Annotated in this window: 24 protein-coding genes; 11 read left to right on the top strand and 13 right to left on the bottom strand. The window is 66.0% G+C overall.

The genetic code is table 11. The features are described from left to right. Nucleotides 1-3: 3 nt before the first annotated feature. From ACTU6U_RS02955 to ACTU6U_RS02975, 5 genes are all read left to right on the top strand, one after another. Nucleotides 4-1503: a glyceraldehyde-3-phosphate dehydrogenase gene (locus tag ACTU6U_RS02955; RefSeq protein ID WP_443467657.1), complete on the top strand. Its 1500-nt coding sequence runs from the start codon at nt 4-6 to the stop codon at nt 1501-1503. An 81-nt stretch (nt 1504-1584) separates the two neighbouring features. Continuing rightward, the gene (locus tag ACTU6U_RS02960; RefSeq protein ID WP_443467658.1) at nt 1585-2481 is read left to right on the top strand and encodes a glycine betaine ABC transporter substrate-binding protein; all 897 of its coding nucleotides are present in this window, start codon (nt 1585-1587) and stop codon (nt 2479-2481) included. Between the two features lie 9 nt (nt 2482-2490). Then, nucleotides 2491-4785, top strand: a complete 2295-nt coding sequence (locus ACTU6U_RS02965) for a CehA/McbA family metallohydrolase (protein ID WP_443467659.1) — start codon at nt 2491-2493, stop codon at nt 4783-4785. Further along, the gene (locus ACTU6U_RS02970; protein ID WP_443467660.1) at nt 4782-5288 is read left to right on the top strand and encodes a hypothetical protein; all 507 of its coding nucleotides are present in this window, start codon (nt 4782-4784) and stop codon (nt 5286-5288) included. Before ACTU6U_RS02965 ends, ACTU6U_RS02970 begins: the two co-directional genes overlap by 4 nt. 13 nt (nt 5289-5301) lie before the next feature. Continuing rightward, nucleotides 5302-5466: a hypothetical protein gene (locus tag ACTU6U_RS02975; protein ID WP_443467661.1), complete on the top strand. Its 165-nt coding sequence runs from the start codon at nt 5302-5304 to the stop codon at nt 5464-5466. A gap of 166 nt (nt 5467-5632) precedes the next feature. Here ACTU6U_RS02975 and ACTU6U_RS02980 read toward each other — a convergent pair whose 3' ends face one another. The 7 genes from ACTU6U_RS02980 to ACTU6U_RS03010 all read right to left on the bottom strand — a co-directional run bounded on the left by ACTU6U_RS02980 (nt 5633) and on the right by ACTU6U_RS03010 (nt 11286). Continuing rightward, nucleotides 5633-6559, bottom strand: a complete 927-nt coding sequence (locus ACTU6U_RS02980) for a glycine betaine ABC transporter substrate-binding protein (protein WP_443467662.1) — start codon at nt 6557-6559, stop codon at nt 5633-5635. An 88-nt stretch (nt 6560-6647) separates the two neighbouring features. Then, entirely contained in the window at nt 6648-7427 is a 780-nt protein-coding gene (locus ACTU6U_RS02985) for an SDR family NAD(P)-dependent oxidoreductase (protein WP_443467663.1), read from the bottom strand. A gap of 12 nt (nt 7428-7439) precedes the next feature. Further along, entirely contained in the window at nt 7440-8255 is an 816-nt protein-coding gene (locus tag ACTU6U_RS02990; RefSeq protein ID WP_443467907.1) for an SDR family NAD(P)-dependent oxidoreductase, read from the bottom strand. After that, entirely contained in the window at nt 8252-8950 is a 699-nt protein-coding gene (locus ACTU6U_RS02995) for a 2-oxo acid dehydrogenase subunit E2 (RefSeq protein ID WP_443467664.1), read from the bottom strand. Before ACTU6U_RS02995 ends, ACTU6U_RS02990 begins: the two co-directional genes overlap by 4 nt. Continuing rightward, nucleotides 8947-9192, bottom strand: coding sequence for a biotin/lipoyl-containing protein (locus ACTU6U_RS03000; RefSeq protein WP_443467665.1), 246 nt, complete (start codon nt 9190-9192; stop codon nt 8947-8949). The genes ACTU6U_RS02995 and ACTU6U_RS03000 overlap by 4 nt, the downstream gene beginning before the upstream one ends. Before the next feature lie 58 nt (nt 9193-9250). After that, entirely contained in the window at nt 9251-10222 is a 972-nt protein-coding gene (locus tag ACTU6U_RS03005; RefSeq protein ID WP_443467666.1) for an alpha-ketoacid dehydrogenase subunit beta, read from the bottom strand. Next, nucleotides 10222-11286, bottom strand: a complete 1065-nt coding sequence (locus ACTU6U_RS03010; protein WP_443467667.1) for a thiamine pyrophosphate-dependent dehydrogenase E1 component subunit alpha — start codon at nt 11284-11286, stop codon at nt 10222-10224. The genes ACTU6U_RS03005 and ACTU6U_RS03010 overlap by 1 nt, the downstream gene beginning before the upstream one ends. Nucleotides 11287-11405: 119 nt before the next feature. Between ACTU6U_RS03010 and ACTU6U_RS03015 the strand changes: the two genes are divergently transcribed. Continuing rightward, nucleotides 11406-12317 (top strand): LysR family transcriptional regulator, encoded by a 912-nt coding sequence (locus ACTU6U_RS03015; RefSeq protein WP_443467668.1) that lies wholly within the window; start codon nt 11406-11408, stop codon nt 12315-12317. A gap of 3 nt (nt 12318-12320) precedes the next feature. Here the strand turns inward: ACTU6U_RS03015 and ACTU6U_RS03020 are convergent, their stop codons facing one another. From ACTU6U_RS03020 to ACTU6U_RS03030, 3 genes are read right to left on the bottom strand one after another with little or no spacing between them, the layout of a single operon-like run. Continuing rightward, nucleotides 12321-13064: an SDR family NAD(P)-dependent oxidoreductase gene (locus ACTU6U_RS03020; protein ID WP_443467669.1), complete on the bottom strand. Its 744-nt coding sequence runs from the start codon at nt 13062-13064 to the stop codon at nt 12321-12323. A gap of 41 nt (nt 13065-13105) precedes the next feature. After that, a complete protein-coding gene (locus ACTU6U_RS03025) occupies nt 13106-13897 on the bottom strand; it encodes an SDR family NAD(P)-dependent oxidoreductase (RefSeq protein WP_443467670.1) in 792 nt (263 codons plus the stop codon). Continuing rightward, entirely contained in the window at nt 13894-15852 is a 1959-nt protein-coding gene (locus ACTU6U_RS03030) for a flavin-containing monooxygenase (protein WP_443467671.1), read from the bottom strand. The genes ACTU6U_RS03025 and ACTU6U_RS03030 overlap by 4 nt, the downstream gene beginning before the upstream one ends. A 127-nt stretch (nt 15853-15979) precedes the next feature. On the opposite strand from ACTU6U_RS03030, the gene ACTU6U_RS03035 reads away from it, so the two are divergent. Continuing rightward, on the top strand, nt 15980-16894 hold the full coding sequence (locus tag ACTU6U_RS03035; RefSeq protein ID WP_443467672.1) for a LysR family transcriptional regulator: 915 nt from the start codon (nt 15980-15982) through the stop codon (nt 16892-16894). Nucleotides 16895-16949: 55 nt separating this feature from the next. On the opposite strand, the gene ACTU6U_RS03040 is transcribed toward ACTU6U_RS03035, so the two are convergent. After that, nucleotides 16950-17864, bottom strand: a complete 915-nt coding sequence (locus ACTU6U_RS03040; RefSeq protein WP_443467673.1) for a glycine betaine ABC transporter substrate-binding protein — start codon at nt 17862-17864, stop codon at nt 16950-16952. Nucleotides 17865-17989: 125 nt separating this feature from the next. Then, the gene (locus ACTU6U_RS03045; protein ID WP_443467674.1) at nt 17990-18325 is read right to left on the bottom strand and encodes a CBU_0592 family membrane protein; all 336 of its coding nucleotides are present in this window, start codon (nt 18323-18325) and stop codon (nt 17990-17992) included. A gap of 102 nt (nt 18326-18427) precedes the next feature. Between ACTU6U_RS03045 and ACTU6U_RS03050 the strand changes: the two genes are divergently transcribed. Continuing rightward, nucleotides 18428-19342: a LysR family transcriptional regulator gene (locus tag ACTU6U_RS03050; RefSeq protein WP_443467675.1), complete on the top strand. Its 915-nt coding sequence runs from the start codon at nt 18428-18430 to the stop codon at nt 19340-19342. An 8-nt stretch (nt 19343-19350) separates the two neighbouring features. Here ACTU6U_RS03050 and fdhD read toward each other — a convergent pair whose 3' ends face one another. After that, the gene (fdhD, locus tag ACTU6U_RS03055; protein WP_443467676.1) at nt 19351-20247 is read right to left on the bottom strand and encodes a formate dehydrogenase accessory sulfurtransferase FdhD; all 897 of its coding nucleotides are present in this window, start codon (nt 20245-20247) and stop codon (nt 19351-19353) included. Between the two features lie 180 nt (nt 20248-20427). Between fdhD and ACTU6U_RS03060 the strand changes: the two genes are divergently transcribed. The 3 genes from ACTU6U_RS03060 to ACTU6U_RS03070 are packed head-to-tail and all read left to right on the top strand — an operon-like array spanning nt 20428 to nt 22009. Then, on the top strand, nt 20428-20844 hold the full coding sequence (locus tag ACTU6U_RS03060) for a MoeA family protein (RefSeq protein ID WP_443467677.1): 417 nt from the start codon (nt 20428-20430) through the stop codon (nt 20842-20844). Beyond that, on the top strand, nt 20835-21695 hold the full coding sequence (locus ACTU6U_RS03065) for a molybdopterin molybdotransferase MoeA (protein ID WP_511261857.1): 861 nt from the start codon (nt 20835-20837) through the stop codon (nt 21693-21695). Before ACTU6U_RS03060 ends, ACTU6U_RS03065 begins: the two co-directional genes overlap by 10 nt. A 35-nt stretch (nt 21696-21730) precedes the next feature. After that, complete coding sequence (locus tag ACTU6U_RS03070; RefSeq protein ID WP_443467679.1) at nt 21731-22009, top strand: DUF6457 domain-containing protein; 279 nt, start codon at nt 21731-21733, stop codon at nt 22007-22009. The last annotated feature ends 6 nt before the right edge of the window (nt 22010-22015 follow it).

The raw sequence follows: 22015 nt of genomic DNA on the forward strand, positions 1-22015 counted from the left end.
ATCATGACATCCCTCACCTTCGAGCCCGCCCCTGATTTCGACTCCCACCGCCGGGCCTGGGTCGTCAGGGAGGAACAGGCGGAGCGGCTTCTCCCCCTGATCGGCCGCCTCTACCGCGACCTCGGCGTAATCACGTCCGTGCACGGCGCGCGGCTGGTCAACCTCTCGGCGACCGGGGTTCTGGCCGTGGTCGATCACGCGCGCGAGATCGGCCACGAGACGATCGCGCTCGACGCCCTCGAGACCGTGCTCGAGACCCTTCTCGCGATCGCCCCTGCTCCGGCATCCGTCGACATCGCGCGGCTGGCCGCCGAGCTCATCGGAGACGGCAGCTGCGTCGATCGGCTTCAGCAGCGATGCGCCGACCTGATCGCACCCGGAGAGTCCGCCACCTCGACCGACGTCATCCTCTACGGGTTCGGACGCATCGGCCGGTTGCTGGCGCGGATCCTCATCGGTCAGGCGGGCAACGGTCACGGCCCTCGGTTACGAGCCATCGTTGTTCGACGCGGTTCGGAGGACGACCTGATCAAGCGCGCGAGCCTGTTGGCTCGCGATTCCGTGCACGGGCCTTTCTCGGGATCCGTGACCGTCGATCGCGACAACGACGTCCTCGTCGCGAACGGCACGCGCATCCAGGTGATCTACGCCGATGACCCAGCCACCATCGACTACACCGCGTACGGCATCCGCGACGCGATCATCGTCGACAACACCGGTCGCTGGCGAGACCAGACCGGGCTGTCCCGTCATCTCCAGAGCAACGGCGCGAGCCGCGTGCTCCTCACAGCTCCCGGCAAGACACCTGTCAAGAACATCGTCCACGGCATCAACGACTCCACCATCTCGGGCGAGGATCTCACCCTGTCGGCCGCGTCATGCACGACAAACGCCATCACGCCCGTGCTCAAGGTGATCGACGACGCTTTCGGCGTGGTGCACGGGCACGTCGAGACCGTGCACTCCTTCACGAACGATCAGAACCTCATCGACAACTTCCACAAAGGCGACCGCCGTGGCCGCTCCGCAGTGATGAACATGGTGATCACCGAGACCGGTGCCGCGACAGCTGTCGCCAAGGCGCTCCCTCAGCTGGAAGGCCGCCTGACCGGTTCCAGCATCCGCGTGCCCACGCCGGACGTCAGCCTGGCGATCCTGAACCTCGCACTCGATCGCCCGACCACGAAGGACGAAGTCAACGACCACCTGCGACAGGTGTCCCTGCATTCCGAGCTGCGCCAGCAGATCGACTACGTCGAATCCCCGGAGGTCGTGTCGACGGACTTCGTCGGGTCGCACCGGGCAGGAATCGTCGACGGTCTCGCGACCATCGCCGATGGCACCCGGCTCGTGCTCTATGTCTGGTACGACAACGAGTACGGCTATTCCTGTCAGGTCGTCCGGATCATCGAGCGGATGACCGGCACGCACCCGACGGTAGTGCCCGCGCGGGAGCGGCTGCTGACGATGAACGGCGCCGGCGCGCGCATCGGCGTGAGCTGAAGAGGTTTTCGATGCGAAATCGTTACACCCGAGAAATATCGATTGTGCATACTTAGAGCACGCCCGAGAAGAGGAGCCCTCATGCAGATGAATTCCGTCCGTTTCCGCGTCATGACCGCAGCGTCGCTGGTCGGCGCCGCTCTCGCTCTCAGCGCGTGCAGCGGCGCGGGAAGCGGTTCCGACGGGTCCGAAGACACGTCTGTAACCATCGCCACCGTCGCCGGCTACGACGGAACCGGAGCGAACTACGTGTGGAAGCAACTACTGGAGGACCAGGGCTATGCCGTCGACATCATCGAGCTCGATCTCGCGCAGTCCTTCCTCGCCGTCGCCAACGGTGACGCCGATCTCTTCTTCCTCGGCTGGTTGCCGAAGACGCACAGTTCCTATTTCGAGGAGCACCGAGACGACTACGAAATCCTTGGCGAATGGAACGATCCGGCCATCCTCACTCTCGCTGTACCCACCTACCTAGAGGACGTGAACTCGATCGAGGACCTGAAAGGTCGTGCAGACGAGTTCGATGGAACGATCGTCGGCATCGAGGCGGGAACGGGCGTCAACCGAATCGTCATGGAAGACGTGATTCCGGACTACGCCTTGGACGGCTACACGCTGTCGGAGAGCAGCACGGCGGCGATGCTCGCCACTGTGGAGGACGCCACCTCGAAGAAGGAACCGATCGTCTTCACGGCCTGGACGCCCCACTGGATGTTCGCCCGCTATCCGGTGAAAGCACTCGAGGACCCGGAGGGATCCTTCGGAGACCCAGACTCGTACACGGTCCTGTCCTCCAAGACCTTTGCCTCCGGTCACGACGAGGTCAGCGCATGGATGAACGAGTTCTACCTCGACCCCGATCAGTTCGCGGAACTCGACTTGGCGATCACCGAGGTCGAGTCGGACGCGGAGAAGGAGAAAGTCGCCGCGACGTGGATCGAGGAGCACCAGGACCTCGTCGATTCCTGGGTGAAGTGATCCGCTGTCGTGTCGAAGAGCGATACACCTGTGACGACAGCGGCTTCCCCTATCGATGAGCAGCCGTACCTGTCGATGACGAGCCGCGTCATCGATGCACTCTCGACGGCGGGTGAGCCACTGCCGACCACGGGAGACGCGCCCTCCACGGTGGTCGGGTGGGAGGAAGCCCTCCGTGCGAGGGTGCTCGTCTCCGCGACGCTCGACGAGCAGGGCTTCGCCACCCTGACGGCGGGGACGAGCGCGCCCGTGTTGGTCGAGCGGGGGTGGCGGGCGTTCCTCATCCGCGTCGAGAATCCGCACGGTGTGACGGCACCGCTCCATCTGGAGACCAACCCCGTGGCCGGATACTGGTCGTCACCCTCACCCGGCACCCTCGGCCTCCGTCGCACGAGCGCATCGAAGCCCGACCTCCTTGACCGGGTCGAGTACGCCGGACTCGTCGAGGACGCATGGATGCAGATCGAACCCGACGACGCGGAGCCGCTCTCCGGACTTCCGCTCGAGTACCGCGTCGTGCACGTCTATTGCAGCAGCGGGACTGCGCGGCCCGCGTTGATCGGCGTGTCCGCCGTATACGAGGACCGCGGCTTCCACGGCGGCAACCAGCGCGTGCGCGTGGAATGCGAAGTGGAACCGTCTTTCGAGGTGGAGTTCGACCTTCGCGACTCCGACGGACGGACCTGCGTCGCCTCTCTCACGATCCAAGACGAGCAGCAACGGGTCTACCCGCCACCGCAGATGCGCATCGCCCCCGACATGCGGTTCCAGGATCAGGTCTACCGTGGCCACGGCGAGACGATCCGCCTGCCCCGAGGTCGATTTACGGTCGAGGCCCGCCGCGGACCCGAGTACGTGCCGGTCGAATCGTCGTTCCTCGTCGACGGACCCGGTGCGGTGTGCCGCATCCGTCTCGACCGTTGGATCCGTTCCGAAGATCACGGGTGGTATTCCGGAGATCCCCATCTCCACGCTGCCGGATGCTCTCACTACGAGATCCCGTCGCAGGGGGTCGCGCCCGAGACGATGATCCGTCAGATCCGCGGAGAGGCCCTCTCGGTGGGATCGGTACTCACATGGGGTCCGGCGTACTACCACCAGAAGCAGTTCTTCACCGGAGAGGCGATCAGCCCGTCAGCCACCCTGGAGCACCGGGAGCTGCAGGAAGCGAACAACCAGGTGTTCACGACCGCCGACACCGAAGCCGATGCCGACAGCGCCGCGCGTTACGACCTCGAGATCTCGGGGTTCCCGTCCAGCCACCTCGGGCACCTCATCCTGCTCAACCTCGCCGAACAGGATTACCCCGACACCACGATGCTCGAGGATTGGCCTTCGACCACCACGCCGATCACAGCATGGGCACGCGAGCAGGGTGCTCTCGTCGGTTACGCCCATGCCGGATTCGGCATGGCGGTCTCCAGCCTCGAACTCCCGAATCACGAGATGCCCCCGTTCAACAGCGTCGGCATGAACGGTGTGCTCGTCGACTTGGTGCACGACACCGTCGACTTCATCGCGGGCGCCGAGGGCCACCCCGCCATGGAGCTGAGCGCGTGGTACCACATGCTCAGCAGCGGCTACCGTTTAGCTTTCCTCGGTGAGACCGATTACCCGTGCATCTCTGACGAACGCGCGGGCGCTGGGCGCACCTACGTGCAGATGGACGGACCGATCGACGGCGGTACCGGGTGGGACCGCTGGGTCGACGGCATTCGTGCCGGCCGGGTCTACTCCGGCGATGGACGGTCTCATGTGCTGCGTTTCGATGTCGACGACGCTCCGACAGGATCGACCCTCGAACTCGCCTCCCCTCGACGCGTGACCGTCACCGCTCAGGTCGCCGCCCGGCTCGAGGAGCAGCTCAGCGACGAATGGCGGCGCATCCGCGCGACACCGGCTTACGCGTGGCCGAGTTGGCATCTCGAACGTGCGCGCATCGACGAGACGCGCGAGGTCCCGCTGGAGCTCGTGGTCAACGGCTACCCTGTCGCGTCGCGGAACATCCTCGCCGACGGCTCACTGCACGAGGTGACGTTCGAGATCGACATCACTGCGTCATCCTGGATCGCACTGCGCATACTTCCGAGCGTTCACACGTCTGCAACGGTCGTCAAGGTGGCCGGACGTCCAGTGCGAGCCTCTCGTCGCAGCGCCGAGTGGTGCCGCGATGCGGTCGAGGCGCTCTGGATCGAGAAGAGCCGGTTCATCCGTCCCGCCGAACGCGCGGACGCGGAGGTCGAGTTCCGGGTCGCCCGAGACGCCTACCAGCTCATCGCCGACCAGTGTCCGGAGGGATCGTGACCATCGTGACCGGATGTGCGTCGTGCTCCGATCACTCGATCTGCCGAGCGGACTGCGCGACGGTCTCCTGTCACACACCCGCACCCGATTCTCTCGTCGACGGCGGCATCACTCTGTCGGTCAATCCCGAAGCCCGCGTCTACGCGTCCCGACATCGTCCCGGGGTTCTCGAAGCGCGGCGCGGAGCCGTCGTGAGCGTACCGGTCGGCATCTCGAACAGCGGCTTCGTCTCAGCGCCGATGCGGGCCGTATTGATCTCCCCCGCGGACGGGAGCGTGGAGGTGCGCTGGAGCGCCACCCCTCTCGACGGACGACCGACGGAGCATCGCACCCTGGAACTGTTGGTGCACACCGAAGGGTTCACCGAGGTCACGCTGAGCTTCTGCCTGCCCTTCGACTCGCCGGATCTCGGGGGGCGCGATCGTGTTCGCCTCGTCATCCGCACCGCTTCGCCCACCACGCTCTCTCTGCCCTCGATGCCCGCCCACGACCTTGCGTCGTGAGCGCGCACCGTCTTTGAAGCTGCCGTATCGGGGGCTGTTCCGCGGAGCGGCGCTGCTCGCATCCGCCAGCTCGATCCTCGACCTCATCGTGGCGGTCAGGACACCTGTCGCACGCGGCGTGGCTCGCGATCGTCGGCGCGGCGCACTCACCGGACCACGGGCGCATCCCGACTTCTGACTCGATGCGCGATGGCTCCGCTCACGACCTCCTGCTGGCGTGGTTCGCGTTGGAGGTTACGGTGGCGGTGACATGCGCGGTCGGCATCCGCGTTGCACGTCCCCGCTACCGTCGCCTCGGATCGCTCAGTCCCTGAGGCTGGGTCCGCCGAACGACGCTCAGGACATCAGTCGGCGAGATACGACTCCATCTCTTCGAGGATGTCGGGGTTCTCCTCGAACCAGGCCGCAACCGCTTCCTGCTCCTGCCCTTCATCGAACCGGTTGTAGACGAAGTCGTCGAGGCTGCTGAACTGCTCATCGGAGAGCGAGAAGTGCGACATCATCTCTGCGGCCGCAGGAGATCTGGTCGAGAAGTCGCCGTTCGCGACGGTGTTGATCGTGTATGCCCCGCCGTAGGCCCCCTTCGGGTCCTCCAGCTGTCGCAACGGGAACACGGAGTTGACCCACCACGGGTTCCAGATGGTCACCGCGATGGGCTCCTTCGCATCGACCGCCTTCTTCAGTTCGGCCAGCATCGCCGCTGTCGACGAGGTCGCCAGTTCGTATGTGTCCTCGAGGCCGTACGCCGGGAACACCTCTTCCTGCGTCGTCGTCGCGAGGCCGGATCCCGGCTCGATGCCGTAGATCCTCCCCTCGAACGTGTCGGCATGGCCTGCGAGATCGTCGAGCGACTCCACACCGGTGACGTACTCCGGCACGGCGATGAAGACCGCCCCGTTCTCGTAGTACGCGCCGAGGTCTTCGAGATCCTCCTCGTACTCGTCCCAATACGCCTTGTGGAGGGAGGCCGGCGCCGACGAGAACACATCGACGTCGCCCTGTGCGGCTGCTGTGTACACCGTGGCTATCTCGCTCAACTCGGTGATCTCGAAGGTGTAGCCGTTGCGCTCGAGCACGTACTGGTAGACGTTCGCGAGGTCGAGGTTGTCGTTCCACCCCGGAATGACGGCGAAGGTCACCTTCTTCGCGTCAGCCTCGGTGCTCGAACCACTGCCGTCGGCGGAACCGGATCCGCAACCGGCGATGACTCCCGCGAGGGCGATGGCGCCCACGGCCGCCATGGCTCGGACTGTACTGCTTCGATCGTTCATGAGTCCCTCTCCTTTGATGGACGCGGTGCGCCGGGTCCGGCACACCGACGATTGAGCTTCGGCGTCTCGCCGCGGTGCCCGCTGGAGGTCACCGCGAACCCGCTGTACGGCCACCGTCGACCACGAGGGACGATCCCGTGCAGAACGAGCTCTCGTCCGAGGCGAAGAAGAGCACCGCTGAGGCGATCTCCTCGGGAAGCCCGAAGCGCGGGATGGGCTGCGACCCGGCCGCGTCGCGCAGCTGATCTATCAGTTCCGGGTCACGACCGCTCAACAGGGGCGTCGCGACGAAGCCCGGATGGACCGCATTGACCCTGATGCCGTCGGCGCCGAGTTCCAGAGCCGCGGCCTTCGTGAGACCGGTCACCGCGAACTTCGATGCGACGTAAGAGGCAGCCCCGCGCGCGCCGACGAGACCGTCGATCGACGAGATGTTCACAATGCTCCCCCCACCTGCTGCTCGCATCGAGGGCAGCACCGCGCGGGTGCCCGCCCACACCGAGCCGACGTTGAGATCGAGGATCCGACGATGCACCGACGGGTCCTCGTCTTCGAGGCGTCCGCCGCCGCGGCCACCACCGGCGTTGTTCACCAGGACATCCACCTCTCCGAAGCACGCCGTGGCTTCATGGACGGCGCGACTCCAGTCATCGGGGTCCGTGACATCCATCGGAATCGTCACCGCCCCGGCATCGCAATCCCGCGCGATCGCCTCCGCGCGGTCCACGTCGCGGTCGAGGATGGCCACACGAGCCGATTCCGCGACGAAAAGTCTCACAACGGCTTCACCTATGCCGCTCGCTCCACCGGTGACGAGCACCGACTTTCCCGCGAGGCGACCGCCCTGATCCCCTGTCTTCTCCTTCACGACGTCCTCCCGTCACCCGGTCATCGCCGCAGCGGACATATCGATGGCGCGGACCGGCGGCGGCGACGTCGATGCGCTCTTGGCGGTCAGACCACCGTCCACCATGACCGCGGACCCGGTCATCATCGACGACGCGTCGCTGGCGAGGAAGACCGCTGCCCGAGCGACCGCTTCCGCTGTCGCAAGGCCCAGCGGCTGGGTCCGGGCGATGCTGGCGAGCCATGCCTCCTCGCTGCCGTACGCCTCCGCCAGGTCCCCCGCCATCGGCGTCCTGACCCACCCGGGGCAGAGCGCATTGGCGCGGATGCCGTCCACCGCGTGGTCCACGGCGATCGACTTGGTGAGCATGAGCACTGCGGCCTTGCTCACGTTGTACGCGGCGAGGTTCGGTGTCGCCTGGAACGCGTTCGTCGACGCCCAGGTGACGATGGACCCTCCGCCCCGTGCGCGCATGTGCGGAATCACCGCCTGGCAGGCGTTGAGGGTGCCCTTCACGTTGACGTTCATCGTCGCCGTCCAGACCGCGCCCGCGTCGACGACGCTCTCCGGCCGGCAGATGCCCGCAGACGCGCACAGGATGTCGATTCCTCCGAACGTGGCGATGGCGAGAGCGGCAGCGGCGACCACGTCGTCGCGATCGGTCACGTCGCATCTGACGGTGACCAGCCGATCATGAGACCCGAGTGCGAGCAATCCACCCTCATCGACATCGAGGGCGACGACGGACGCCCCCTTTTCGAGCAGCGCGAGAGCAGTCGCGCGTCCCATCCCGGACCCGGCTCCGGTCACGAGCGCGACCTTCCCTTGCATCTCTTCCGCGGCGGTCATCGTGACCACCCGCCTACCGCATCCGCAAGAGCCGCCGGGTTCTCGAGCCGCGCGGCCAGATCGCCGAGGAATCGGCCGGCCGGCACCCCGTCAGTTGCGCGATGGTCGATCGTGAGCGACAGCGTCGAGCGTGACCCGCGCATACGGCCGACGCCCAGGATCGCCACCTGGGGCCGGTTGATGACCGGAGTGAACGCATCGACGCCGAAGCTGCCGAGGTTCGTTACCGTGAAAGTGCCTCCACTCATGTCCGACATGCTCAACCGCCCGGCAGCGGCCGCCGCGACGAACTGCCTCGTCGACAGCGTCAGTTCGTCGAGTGTCAGCTGCTCCGCATCTCGGACGACGGGCACGAACATCCCACCCCGCTCGGATGCGACCGCTATGCCGAGGTGCACGGCCCGCCACTGCCGGACCTCCTGCGCCGGCTCGTCGATCGTAGCGTTGAGCTCGGGGTGACTTCGCAGGGTCGCCGCCGTCGCCCACATCACCAGATCGTTGAGGCTCGGACGCCGGTCGCGGGGGAGGGCGCTGCGCCATTCGACCAGCGCATCGGCGTCGTACTCGCGATGCAGCGTCAGTTGCGCCGTGCTCCGCAAACTGTCCATCATCGCCGACGCGATCGCACCGCGCATTCCGCTGAGCGGCACCGTGCGGACGATCGCATCGACGGCCGGGATCTGAGCGCCGATCATTCGACGGCCGCCCTGACGCGCGCGATCACGTCGCCGACCGGTACCTCGTCGCCCACGTCGAAGAGCAGTTCGACGATCGTGCCCGCGGCTGTCGATGCCACGATGTCCGTCGCCTTCGCCGTCTCCACCTCGACGAGTCCTTCTCCCTCGGCGATGGTCTCCCCCACCGACTTGAGCCACTCGACGATGTACGCCTCGTTGGTCCCCATCCCCCACTGGGGCAACGTCACATCCTGGGTCACTGCTTCTTCCTCTCACTGGTGGGCGCGCACCGGTCGGCGGCGCAGCACGTCTTCGTCTTCACGCGAGCACTCGGCGAACTGCCGCGACGACACGATCGACATTCGGCAGGGTGTTCTGCTCGAGCGGCGAGCTGAACGGTGTCGGCACGTCCGCACCGGTGACGCGGATCGGCGCCGCGGAGAGCGACCCGAACGCCTCCTGCGCGATGGTCGCGACCAGTTCGCTCGCGAAGCTGCAGGTGAGTGGGGAGGGGTCGACGACGACGACCCGACGTGTCTTGGCTACCGATGCGAGGATCCCGTCGACGTCGAGCGGGACGAGCGAGCGAGGGTCGATCACCTCGACCGAGATGCCTTCGGCCTCGAGCTGTCTGGCAGCGCGCATGCCGAGCCTCACCCCGTTCGCGATGCCGACGATCGTGACGTCCGTGCCTTTCCGCTTCACGTCGGCGACACCGAACGGAATGGCTCGAGCATCCGTGGAGATCTCCTCCCGCATCCCCTGCAGGTTGGCGTCGCGGAAGATGATCACCGGGTCGTCCTCGCGGATGGCTGTGAGTGTCAGGCCCCGAACATCCTCCGGGGTCGTAGGAGCGACGACCTTGAGTCCGGGACTGTTCGTGAACAGCGACACCGGCCTGTCGGCGTGATGCGCGCCCTGGTTGCCTCCGTAGTAGAGACTCGCGAGAATCACGAGAGGCACCCGCGCCTGCCCGTTGGACATGTACCGCAGCTTCGCCGCCTGGTTCACGATCTGGTCCATCGCCGAGTACAACAGGTTCGAAAACGTCATGTCGACGATGGGCCGCATGCCCGTCATAGCGGCGCCGATCGCTGCACCGAGGAAACCCGCCTCCGAGATGGGGAGGCTTCGCACCCGTTCAAGCGGGAACTCATCGACGGGGAAGTTGCCGAAGACACCCGCGCGGAGGTCTTGGCCCATGAAAAACACGGACGGGTCTCTGTGCATCTCGGCGGCGATGGCCGCGAGATTCGCGTCCAGGTAGGAAGTACGCACGGTCGTGCTCATCAGAAGGCTCCTCGTACCGGGATGGGTGTCGCGTAGATGTTGTCGAATGCGGAAGCGGGATCGGGGAAGGGGCTGTCCAGAGCGAACTGGACGGCGGCGGCGACTTCTGCGACGATCTCGTCCTCGATCCCCTGAAGTTCCTCCACCGTCACGATTCCCTCGCCGACAAGGTGTTCCGCGAAGAGAACGATCGGATCTCGCTTCTCCCATTCCTCCACTTCCGCCGGCGGTCGGTACTGGTAGCCGACGGTCATCCGCATGAGCTCCGAGTGCTCGCGGAACCGATACGTCTTCGCCTCGATCAGCGTCGGGCCCTCCCCCGACCTGCCGCGCTCGACCGCTTCCGCGACGACCGCGTGGACAGCAAGCACGTCCTGTCCGTCGACCACCACTCCGGGCATGCCGTAGCCGGCGGCTCGATCAGCGACGTCGTCGATCGCCATCGCCTCCTTCGCCGAGAACGAGACGGCGAAGCCATTGTTCTCACACAGGAAGACCGTCGGCGTCTTCCAGATCGCCGCGAGGTTTAGGGACTCGTGAAACGGCCCCGCGTTGGCGGCGCCGTCTCCGAAGAAGCACAGTGCGACCCGTCCGTTCGCCTGCATCTGCGCGCTGAGCCCGGCCCCGACCGCGACCGGGATCGACCCCGCGACGATGCCCGATTCGCCCAGGCTCCCGACGGAGAAATCCGCGAGGTGCATGGATCCGCCTTTGCCGCCGCAGACGCCGTCGGCGCGACCCAGCAATTCGGCGAAGAGCGGGCCGAGCTTCGATCCCTTGCCGATCGGATGGCCGTGGGACCGGTGATAGCCCGTCATGTAGTCGTCGACCTCGACAGCCATACATGCGCCGACGATCGCCGCCTCGTGGCCGATCGAGGTGTGCACCGAACCCGGCATGAGGCCGCGAGCCTGGATCTCGATCGCCTGCAGGTCGAAGTGCCGGATCCGGAGCATCCTTCTGTGCATCTCCAGTCGGGTCTCGCGATCCACGGCCGCCGTGTCGAACCTGTCGAGTCCTGTCCCGCGCGATGCTCCGGGTGATGCCTTGAGATCGGTGCTCATCGTTCCTCCTTCGAATGTCCTGCCGAGTCGGCGTCGGTCGACTGTGTGAGTCAAGGAGACATCGCGCGCCAAATAAGATCAAGTGAAAAGGTGGTGACGGGCTATGTAAAATTACTTAAATGGACCCTCGTCGACTCCGCACTCTCCTCGCCGTCGCTCGGACCGGCAGCATCATCGCGGCGGCGGAGGAACTGTTCATCACGCCCTCCGCGGTCTCGCAGCAGCTGAAGCAACTGCAGCGGGAAGCCGGTCGTGTTCTCGTCATGCGCACACCTCGCGGCACCGTCCTGACGCCGGCGGGCCGGATCGCCGCCGCGGCGGCCGAGGAGATCGAACGCGTCGTCGGCGAGGCCACCGATCTCCTGCAAGAGGTGGAGGGGCCCAGCGGTACGGTGCGCATCGGCGGCCTGGCGAGCGTGCTGCGCGCTCTGGTCGCACCCCACCTCCGGGACTGGCGCGTGCGCTTTCCGCGTCTCCAGCTCCAGCTCATCGAAGGTAATACTGCGACGTTGACGCGGAGCCTGCGACGTCGGGAGCTCCACGCCGCGCTGGTCGAGCTCGATGCGGACGTCGATGATGAACCGCTCCCCGCCAGCATCCTCGAGGAACCGCTGCTCGACGAGCCCTGGAAGTTCATCGCTCCTCGCGCATGGCTCACAAGGGATGGCAGCGTGGATCCGGCCCGGGTGCCGCTGCCGTGGATCGGCGTCGATGTGCCGACGACGGCCTCGGCGATCGAGCGTCTGCGTCGCTCCGTCCGATTGGATGCCGCACCGTCACACCTGTACTACGAGTCGTCCACGGGTGTGGCCCTCGTTTCCGAGGAGCAGGGCGTGACCGTGATGCCGGCCTCGACGCTCCGCGGAATCGTTCCTCGGAACGTCCAAGTGGTCGATACGCAGGGACTGGGAAACCGCAATGTCGTCCTTCGCCGCTTCGCCGCTCCCGTCGTCGCCGGTGGCCCGGTCGACACGGCCCTCTCGCTGATCCGAGAGGCCGTCGACGAGTTCGACCCCGCAGCCGACGACTGAGGTTCAGACCGTCAGATAGCCACCGTCTACCGGCAGTGTGACGCCGCTGATGAAGCTTGCCGCATCCGACGCCAGGAAGACCACCGGCGCGGCGATCTCGGCCGGAGTGCCGAAGCGGTCGAAGGGCACATGCCAGTGGACGAAACGATCGTGATCGGCGTCACTCTGATCGACGGCCTCGGTCTTGATCCATCCGGGCGCCACGGCGTTGACCCGCACGCCAAGCGCCGCGAACTCACGACACATCGCACGCGTCAGCGCGGAGACACCGCCCTTAGCCGCGGTGTAGCTGACGTGACTGAATCCCGACGTGAACGCGCATACCGACGAGATGTTCACCACGGCACCGCGCGTACGCGTGAGCGAGTCGAGGAAAGCCCGCGTGACATTGAACACGCCGGTGAGGTCCACATCGATCGTGCTGTCCCAGATTCCCGGCGAATCCTCGGCGCCCACGTCGGCGTAGCCGGCGATGCCGGCGTTGTTCACGAGGACATCGATGTCGCCGAGCTCGGTCGCGATCTGCGAGGCGAGAGCGTCGAGCCCCGCCCGATCGGTGACGCCGAGGTGACGGCTGTGTGCATCCAACCCACGGTCGCGCAGCTCCCGCGCTGCCTGATCGACCGCGCCCGCGGCCAGATCGGTGAGGATGACCTGCGCCCCCGCCTCCGCGAACGCGGTGGCGATCGCGTGCCCGATACCCTTGGCCGCCCCCGTGACGAGGACCAGCTTGCCGTCGACCTTCATATTTTTCTCCGTCTGTGATGGTGTGATGGTCGCACCTGCGGTCACCGCGGTGCGTTGTGCGAGCTCGAGCTCGGCGGTCGGGCCACTGGCGCCATGGCGAGACCCCCGCCGTCGACCGTGACGACCGATCCGGTCATGTGCCTCGCCGCATCCGAGGCGAGGAAGACAGCGACGTCCGCAACGGCCTCCGGGGCGCCGATGCCCAGCGGCTGCACGCTGGAGACGCTGTCATACCAGTCCTGCTCGCTCGCGTACGTCTCCGCCTGCGCCTGGATCATCGGGGTCGCGACGAACCCGGGGCTGATGACATTTGCTCGGATGCCGTCGGACGCGTGCTCGACCGCCAGGCACTTCGTGAGCATCACCACCGCCGCCTTGCTGATGCAGTATGCGGACAGCCCGGGCGACGCGCGGAACGCGCTGTTCGATCCCCAGTTCACGATGACTCCGCCGCCGCGAGCCTTCATCGCCGGGATCGCCGCACGCGCGACGGTGAGGACTCCGTGGACATTGACGTCGAAGCTGTCCTCCCACGCAGTGCTGTCCGCGATCAGCGCCTCAGTGCGGCAGACGCCTGCGGCGTTGAAGACCGAATCGAGTCCGCCGAACTCCGCCGTCGTCCGCGCCACCACCCCTCCGACGTCCGCGCTCACACGCACGTCGCACTGCTGTGAGATGAGACGCGGATGCTGAGGCAGCGACGCGAGAGCAGCCTCGCTCGCATCGGCGGCCATCACGCTCGCGCCGGCGTGGAGCAGTGCGAGCACTGTGGCGCGCCCCATGCCGGATCCGGCACCCGTGACGATCGCGACCTTACCGTGAAGATCGCTCATCGCAACGTCAGCTCCGAGTAGTCGGGCTCGCGAAGATACCGGTACACCTCGCGCCCCAGGAACGGGCACATCACGGATGAGCGGCCATGCTCAGTCCAGTAGTAGTTGTGTGCGCGAGGGTCGCTCCACATCCTCGCGGCGTTGGCCTCGTCGACCTCGCGACTGAAACGCAGGTAGGCATCGACCCGCGGTTCCACACTGGCATGTCCGCCCAGGACCAGCTTTTCAATGCATTTCAGAGCGTAATGAGTGACGAGCTCGTCGAATGCCGCCGGCTGCAGTCCCCCGTTCGTGTTCGGGCCATACAGCATCCAGAAATTCGGGAAGCCGGGGATCATCGAGAAGCGGTGCGACCGGGCTCCGCCGTCTCGCCACAGCTCCTCGACAGTTTCGCCATCGCGGCCGGTGACTTTCATCGGGAAGAGGTACTCGGTGGCACGAAAGCCGGTTGCATAAACGATCGCGTCCACCTCGTATTCACCGCCGTCATGCGCCTCGATTCCGCCGGGCGTCAGCCGCGCGATGCCCTCGCTGACAAGCGTGACGTCATCGCGCACCAGCGCATCGAGCACGCTGTGCTGCGTGTCCACCAGGACGGCGCGCGCTGAACGCGGGGGGTGCGCCGGCGTCATCTTGCGCACCAGCTCCGGGTCTCCGAGCTTGCGTTCGAGGAAGGAGATGCAGAGTTCACGGATGCGGCGATTGCTCTCACTGCGCGTGTGCGGGTCGTCGAAGGCGGGGTCGATCACCGTGAGCCCCGCCATGTCCTCGAAGACGTGTAGTTCTCGGAAGCGGAGATAATTGGTGTAGAACGGGAAGTTCCGCTGCAGCCACGTGGCCTCCGGCCGAAGCGGCGTCAGATAACCGTCCACCTCGAACAGCCACTGCGGCGTGCGCTGGAAGACGACGAGGTGCTCGACCTGCTGAGCGAGCTCCGGGATCAGCTGGTAGCCCGTGCACCCCGTACCGATGACCGCCACTCGCTTCCCCGTGAGGTCCGCACTCTCCGGCCAGCGCGCGGTGTGCCATGCAGGTCCTGCGAAGTCGTCCTGCCCCTTGATACTGGGGATGTTCGGTCGATTCAGGAAACCGACCGCACTCATCACACCGCGCGCGCGGAGCTCGCGGCGCCCGTGGGGTCCCTCGGTGATCACGGTCCAGGTCGACGACGACTCGTCCCAGGTGAGCGAGACGACCTCGGTCTCGAACGAGATGTGCTGTTCGAGACCGAAGTGCGACGCGAACCAGTCCGTGTACTTCTTGGTCTCGGCCGCGGGCGCGTACGCGTAGGGGTAAGGGAAGTCCACGCCGACCGTGTGCGTGTACGCCCGGCTCGGCGTGTCGAGCCGGCACCCCGGGTATCGGTTCTCATACCAGGTTCCTCCCGGCCCCGCGTTCTTTTCCAGCACAGTGAATGGCAGACCCGCTCGCTTGAGTTGCAGCGCGGCGTTCAGGCCGGCCATCCCCGCGCCGATCACGACCATCGGGAAAGCTGCGAGCTGTTCTGCCGTGGGCTGGATGGTCCAAGTGAGGCCTCGGGCCGACGGATCCAGCGCGAGCTCCTCCTGCCAGAGCGGAATGCCGTCCTCGGGAATGTCGACCCCCGACGTCAGCCGCATGCTGGTCGGAATGGTATCCGTCGCGCCGATTTGCACCGTCGCGCCTCCGCCGTCACGGACGGCCTTCAGGTAGTCCCCGGCTTTGCCGCGCAGCATGGAGATGTCCGAATCGCGTGCGGGCGCGGGGGCGGCAAGAGGGTTCTCTCCGTCACGATGGACCGCCACGTCGGCGGCTTCCTGATCAGCCGTGAGCTGATAGAGCAGCCCTCTCAGTATCATCGGGTCGGCGTGCACGACAGCGTCATCGATGGTCCGGTCGGTCGCATCGCGCAGCTCATCCGTCACGACGAAGGCAGGGCTCTCGATTGCAGACACTTCGATATCCACCATGCTCATGCGATTCTCCGATCATGTGCTCACTCCGCGCGGGGCTCCCCGCAGCATCCCGCTTCCGCCCATTCGACATCTCCCTCGTCTATAGGTCAAGTGAATCTGTTCTCAGCTGGGTTGTAGTATCACTTAAATGGATCCTCGACGCCTTCGTATCCTCCTCGCCGTGGCACGAACCGGAAGCGTCGTCGCCGCGGCGGCCGAACTGTTCATCACCCCCTCAGCGGTCTCGCAGCAGCTCAAACGTCTCGAACAAGAGGCAGGACGCCCCCTTGTCACGCGTAACCCACGAGGAACCGTGCTCACGCCCGCTGGCTTGATCGCCGCAGAAGCCGCCGAAGAGATCGAACGTGCGGTCGGCAGCGCCAGTGATCGGATGAAGGAAGGTGCAGGCCCCTCCGGGACAGTGCGCATCGGCGCGATCGCGAGCGCGCTGAGGTCGATCATCGCACCGCGGATCATGGAGTGGCAGGAGACTTATCCGCGGCTCGCGATCCATCTGGTCGAGGGAGATACCCAGACGCTCACCCGAGATCTCCGGCGTCGTGACCTCGACATGGCCCTGATCGAACTCGATACAGCGGTGGAAGGAGAGCATCTCCCCGCCGGAATGATCGAACAACCCGTGCTCGATGATCCCTGGCGCCTGATCACGCCTGTGACATGGAAGATCGATCGCACGTCGATCGAGTCGAGCAAATCAGTGCTGCCCTGGCTCGGCGTCGATGCGCCCATCATGGAGCTCGCCATCGAGCGCCTGAGACGAGTCACCGACCTCGAGCCGTCCGCCGTCCACGTGTACTACGACCCACTCACCGCCGTCTCGCTGGTCGCCGCCGGGCAGGGAGTCGCGGTTCTCCCCGCCCTCACCCTGCGCGGCGCCGACCTCAGTCAGGTCCGGGTGCTCGACCTGCCGGGTCTCGGTACCCGCAGCCTCGTGCTGCGTCGGTTCGTGCGCGATACCTCGCCCGACAGCCCCGTCGGGGCACTGGCGATGGAGATCCGCCGTGCCATCGTCGCCCTCGACGTCGTGTCGATCCCGACGTGAGCGTTCGACGCACGACAGCGGCCGGCCTCGAATCGAAGGCCGACCGCTGTGCGCGTCACTTCAGATGCGACTCCAGCTTCTCGAGGAGCTCAGGGTGGTCTTCGAACCAGGAAGCGACGGCCTCCTGCTCCTGACCGACCTCGAAGTCGTTGTAGATCGCTTCGTCGAGGCTGTTGAACTCTTCATCAGTGAGCGAGAAGTCGGCCATCATCTCCGCAACCGCGGGGAACTCCTCGGAGAAGGATCCGCTCGCGACGAGGTTGAACGTGTAGTCGGGTCCGAACGCGCCCTTGGGATCCTCGAGACGCTTCACGGGATACGTCGAGTTGACCCACCACGGCGTCCACACGGTGACGGCGACAGGCTGCTCCGCTTTCGTGGCCTTCTCGAGCTGCGCCAGCATCGCGGCTGTGGACGATGCCTTCAACTCGAAAGACTCACCGAGGCCGTATGCCGGGAAGACTTCTTCTTCGGTGGTCTGCACGAGACCGGAGCCTGGTTCTATGCCGTAGATCGATCCTTCCAGCTCGTCGGCGAACTGCGGCAGGTCTGCGAGGGAATCGAGGCCCTCCATGTACTCGGGCACCACCATGTAGATCGCGCCGTTCTCATAGTAGGCACCGAGGTCCTCCAGGTCGGACTCGTACTTGTCCCAGTAGACCTCGTGGACCGAGGTCGGTGCCGCGGAGAAAACATCGACGCCCCCCTCGGCGGCGGCAGTGAAGATCGTCGCGATCTCCGTCAGCTCTGTGATCTCGAGCTCGTATCCGTTGCGCTCGAGCACATAGCGGAACACACTCGAGACGTCGAGCGCGTCGTTCCATCCGGGAACGATCGCGAATGTGATGGTCCTGTCTTCCGCGTCCGGGCCTGGGCCTCCGGCGGACGAACTCGATCCGCAGCCGGCGGCGGCCGCCGTCACCGCCGCAGCGACGATCACTGCGCCGAGCTTCCTCATCGTTCTGTTCATCGTTGACACCCTTCTCACCTTCGGGAACCGCGGGCTTTCCGCCATTCGACAGCTCCAGGCGATGAAGATCAAGCGACTCTGTGATCAGGTGGCATGTAGCTTCGCTTCATCCCGTTCAGCGGCGCCTACGCGGCAGCCCCGCCCATCACGGGAATGGGCACGGTTGCGGGCAACGCACGGTCGATGTCGGCATCCGCGATCTCGATCACCTTGCGACGGCCCACCGCGCGGCGGCGCATGTCGGCGATCGCGGGATATACGCTCATGATGACCCAGACGAAATTCGACGCCGCCGACGGCCATGCTCCGTAGATGACGCTTGCGGTGCCTGCGAGCGTCGCGGCTGCGGCATTCATCCCGAGATAGAGCTGGGACCGAGGGGCCAGACGCCCGCGCACGAGAAGAGTGTAGGCCACGAGCGAGCCGACCGTGCCGACCCATCCCAGGATTGCTTCCAGCATGATTTCCGTTCCACATCACATTTGCCGATAAGGCAATTCGACTGCAATCGGGTTGCAAGGTCAAATGAATATAAACGTAATCGGTATACACTTCTCGTTAACATGGACCTCGATCCTCGCAAGCTGAGAATCCTGCTGGCGGTCGCACGAGCCGGAAGCGTGCTCGCCGCCTCTCAGGAGCTGTTCATCACGCCGTCCGCGGTGTCGCAGCAGCTCACGAGGCTCGAGCGTGAAGCCGGCCGCGCTCTCGTGCGACGCACGCCGCGGGGAACCATGCTGACGCCAGCGGGACTTATCGTCGTCGAGGCCGCCGAGGAGATCGAACGGGCCATCGGCAGCGCCGGGGATCGCCTGCGAACCAGCGACGGCCCGAGCGGCACCGTGCGCATCGGCGGCGTCGCGAGCTTTCTGAGGTCTCTCGTCATCCCGCGGCTCACGGACTGGCGTCAGCGGTACCCGCAACTGGAGGTCGAGATCACCGAGGGCGACCTGGATGTGATGACGAAGGCGCTGCGACGCCGCGAACTCGACCTCGCGGTGCTCGAATACGATTCCGACGTCGAAAGCGTGCCGCTGCCCGTCGGCATGATCGAGCAGCCACTACTGGATGAACCATGGAAGCTCGTCGTACCCGCTGGCCGCCTTGTCGAGCGAGACCTCGTCGATCTCAGCCGCGTCTCGCTCCCCTGGCTCGGCGCCGCCGGCGGCGCAGGCGCATCTGCGGTCCAACGTCTCCGCAAGACCGCCGCGCTCGATGCGACACCGGTACACCACTTCTACGAGACCCTCACCGGCCTCTCCCTCGTCGCGGCGGGCCAGGGCATCGCAGTGATGCCGGCACTCGCGCTGCGTGGGATCGTGCCCGACAACGTCGACGTCCTCGACTTGCCCGGACTGGGTACCCGGCGCATCGTGCTGCGACGCTTCGCCAAGATGCGGTCAGCGGACGGGCCCGTTGACACTCTGATCGGGCTGATCCGGGAATCCGTCAACGAGTTCGATGTCCACGCGGGATGACGTGCGCCTCAGATCGCGACTCGATCTGTTCGCGAATAGATGTTCATCGAGGTGCCGCGGACGAAGCCCAGGAGTGTGAGTCCCGAGGATTCGGCGAGCTCGACGGCGAGCGAGGAGGGCGCCGAGACGGCGGACAGGATCGGGATGCCGGCCATCACCGCCTTCTGCACCAGCTCGAAGCTTGCACGGCCCGACACCTGCAGCACCATCCCCGTCAACGGCAGACGACCGTCGAGCAACGCCCAGCCGACGACCTTGTCCACCGCATTGTGCCGACCGACGTCTTCGCGCAGCACAAGCAGTTCGCCGGTCGACGCATTGAACAGCGCCGCAGCATGCAGCCCTCCCGTCTTGTCGAACACCGCCTGTCCTGCTCGCAGCGCATCGGGCAGCCCCAGTACGAACGGAGCGTCGACCCGGGTCGTGTCGCCGTCGACGTTGAAGCGCGAGCGCTTCTCGATGGCATCGATCGATGCGGTGCCGCACACCCCGCACGAACTGGTGGTGTAGAAGTTGCGCGCGATGTCGGTGGAGGGCAACTCGACTCCAGCGGCGAGCGCGATGTCCAGGACGTTGTAGGTGTTCTCCGCTGCGGCGAGAAGACCCACCGGCGCGGGGCCGATGGAGATCGACGACCCTCCGCTGACCCCCATACCGGGTCCACCGCAGTGGATCGCTGAGCGGAATTCTCCTGCTGCGGCGATCACACCTTCGCTGACCAGAAAGCCGGCCGCCAATTCGACATCGTGCCCCGGAGTGCGCATGGTGACGGAGAGGGGAGCACCTCCCACACGGATCTCGAGTGGATCCTCGGCCGCGACCGTATCGGCCCTGCGACGCGTGGTCACCTCGTCGCCGTCGATGATGACACGGGTGACCGGAGTGCGAGTGGAGAGTCTTCCCATGTCGACCACCGTTCCGTTCCCACCAGACGCTCTTGGGAGCGACCGTCCAGCATGGTTCGAGACTAGCCGCGGCCATGGGGCAGGTTCGCGCCGGCACCTGATTGTTGGGCGCAGCCGAACATCTGTCCGGTGTGACGATACGAGCCCGCGAGAGACGAGAACGCGCCATATCCTTTCCCCGTGTCATTCCTTCAGACGTCGCCGACCCCTCTCGTGGACCCCGACGTCCACCGGGCTTCGATTCTTTCGGCAGTCACCGTGCTCCCCTCCGAGACGCTGCCGCTCGGTTCAGCCCTCGGGACAACGCTGCGCCTCGGCGTCCATGCCGCCGACGATCTTCCTGTATTCGACAACTCCGCGATGGACGGTTTCGCCGTCAGACACCGCGATGTCGCGGACGCATCGTCGCACACGCCCGTGGAGCTCACCGTCGTCGCCGACCTGCCTGCGGGAACGGCTGAAGAACCGCGGCTTCCTGCGGGCACAGCCGCGCGCATCATGACGGGGTCACCGGTGCCCGCGGATGCCGACACACCATCGTTCCCTTCGAGGACACGCTCGGCGGTCTGGCCGATTCGCTCGGGACGATCCGCGTGATATCGGCGCCTCGAGCGCTCGGTGCGCACATCAGACGGATCGGCGAGGATGCCATCCGCGGTGACGAGATCGTGGAGGCGGGCAGTGTCTTGGGCCCACTGCAACTCGCCGCCATCGCCGCCGCCGGGGTGAACGAGGTCGTCGTCAGCCGTCTGCCGCGCGTCGTCATCGTGTCTACTGGAAGTGAACTCGTCACACCCGGCGAAACCCTTCTGCATGGTCAGATCCCGGAGTCGAACGGAACGCTCCTCGCGGGGCTGGTGGCCGAGACCGGTGCGATCGTCGCGCGGAGAGAGGTCATCCCCGATGATGGTGGTCGGCTCACGGCGCTCCTCGAGGAGCTCGCCGCTCGGCCGGAAGACGACCGCATCGATGCCGTCGTCTTCTCAGGAGGCGTCAGCGCGGGCGCGCACGATGTGGTGAAGCAGACGCTGCCTCATGCCCTGGCTTTCAACCAGGTGCGAATGCAGCCCGGGAGGCCTCAGGCGTTCGGGCGATTGAACGGCGACTGCCTCGGATTCGGGCTACCAGGGAATCCGGTAAGCGTGGCCGTCTCGTTCGAGGCCTTCGTCCGGCCCGCTCTGCTCGCCATGCAGGGCAGAACGGTGATCGACCGTCCGCTGATCACCCTGCCGGCGGCTTGTGCGTGGCGAACGCCGGTGGGTCGACGCCAGTATCTGCCCGTCGTGGTCGACCGTGCGGACCCCCGGCGCTGGAGCATTCAGTCTGCCATGCCGCGCGGGTCCCACCGGGCTGGCGGTCTGGCGCGAGCTGACGCCTATGCCGTAGTCCCTGCGGATGTGGATGCCGTCGACACGGATGACCTCGTCGATGTCATGCTGATCTCCTGAGCGGCGCACGCCGGCGCCGCTCAGGAGATCAGCAGATGAACGAGAAGAACCGTACTTTGCCACCTGAGGCCCTCGACGAATGGGCCGCCGCTCTCTGCGAGCATTTCGGACTGGACCGTCGCGATGTCCCCGTCGCTGCAGTGCTCGATATGACGCGTGATGTGGCGAACGGAGTCGCTCGCCCCGCCGCACCGCTCGGTGCTTTCATCGCAGGTATCGCGGCGGGTCGAGCGGGGGGCGACCCGGAGGCCGTCCGCAAAGCTCTGGGCGACGTCGCCTCCCTTGCAGCGTCCTGGTCCGATGCCGGGGCCTGAGCAGGG

It is taken from the genome of Microbacterium zouquanmingi (assembly GCF_052266695.1).
Classification (GTDB): domain Bacteria; phylum Actinomycetota; class Actinomycetes; order Actinomycetales; family Microbacteriaceae; genus Microbacterium.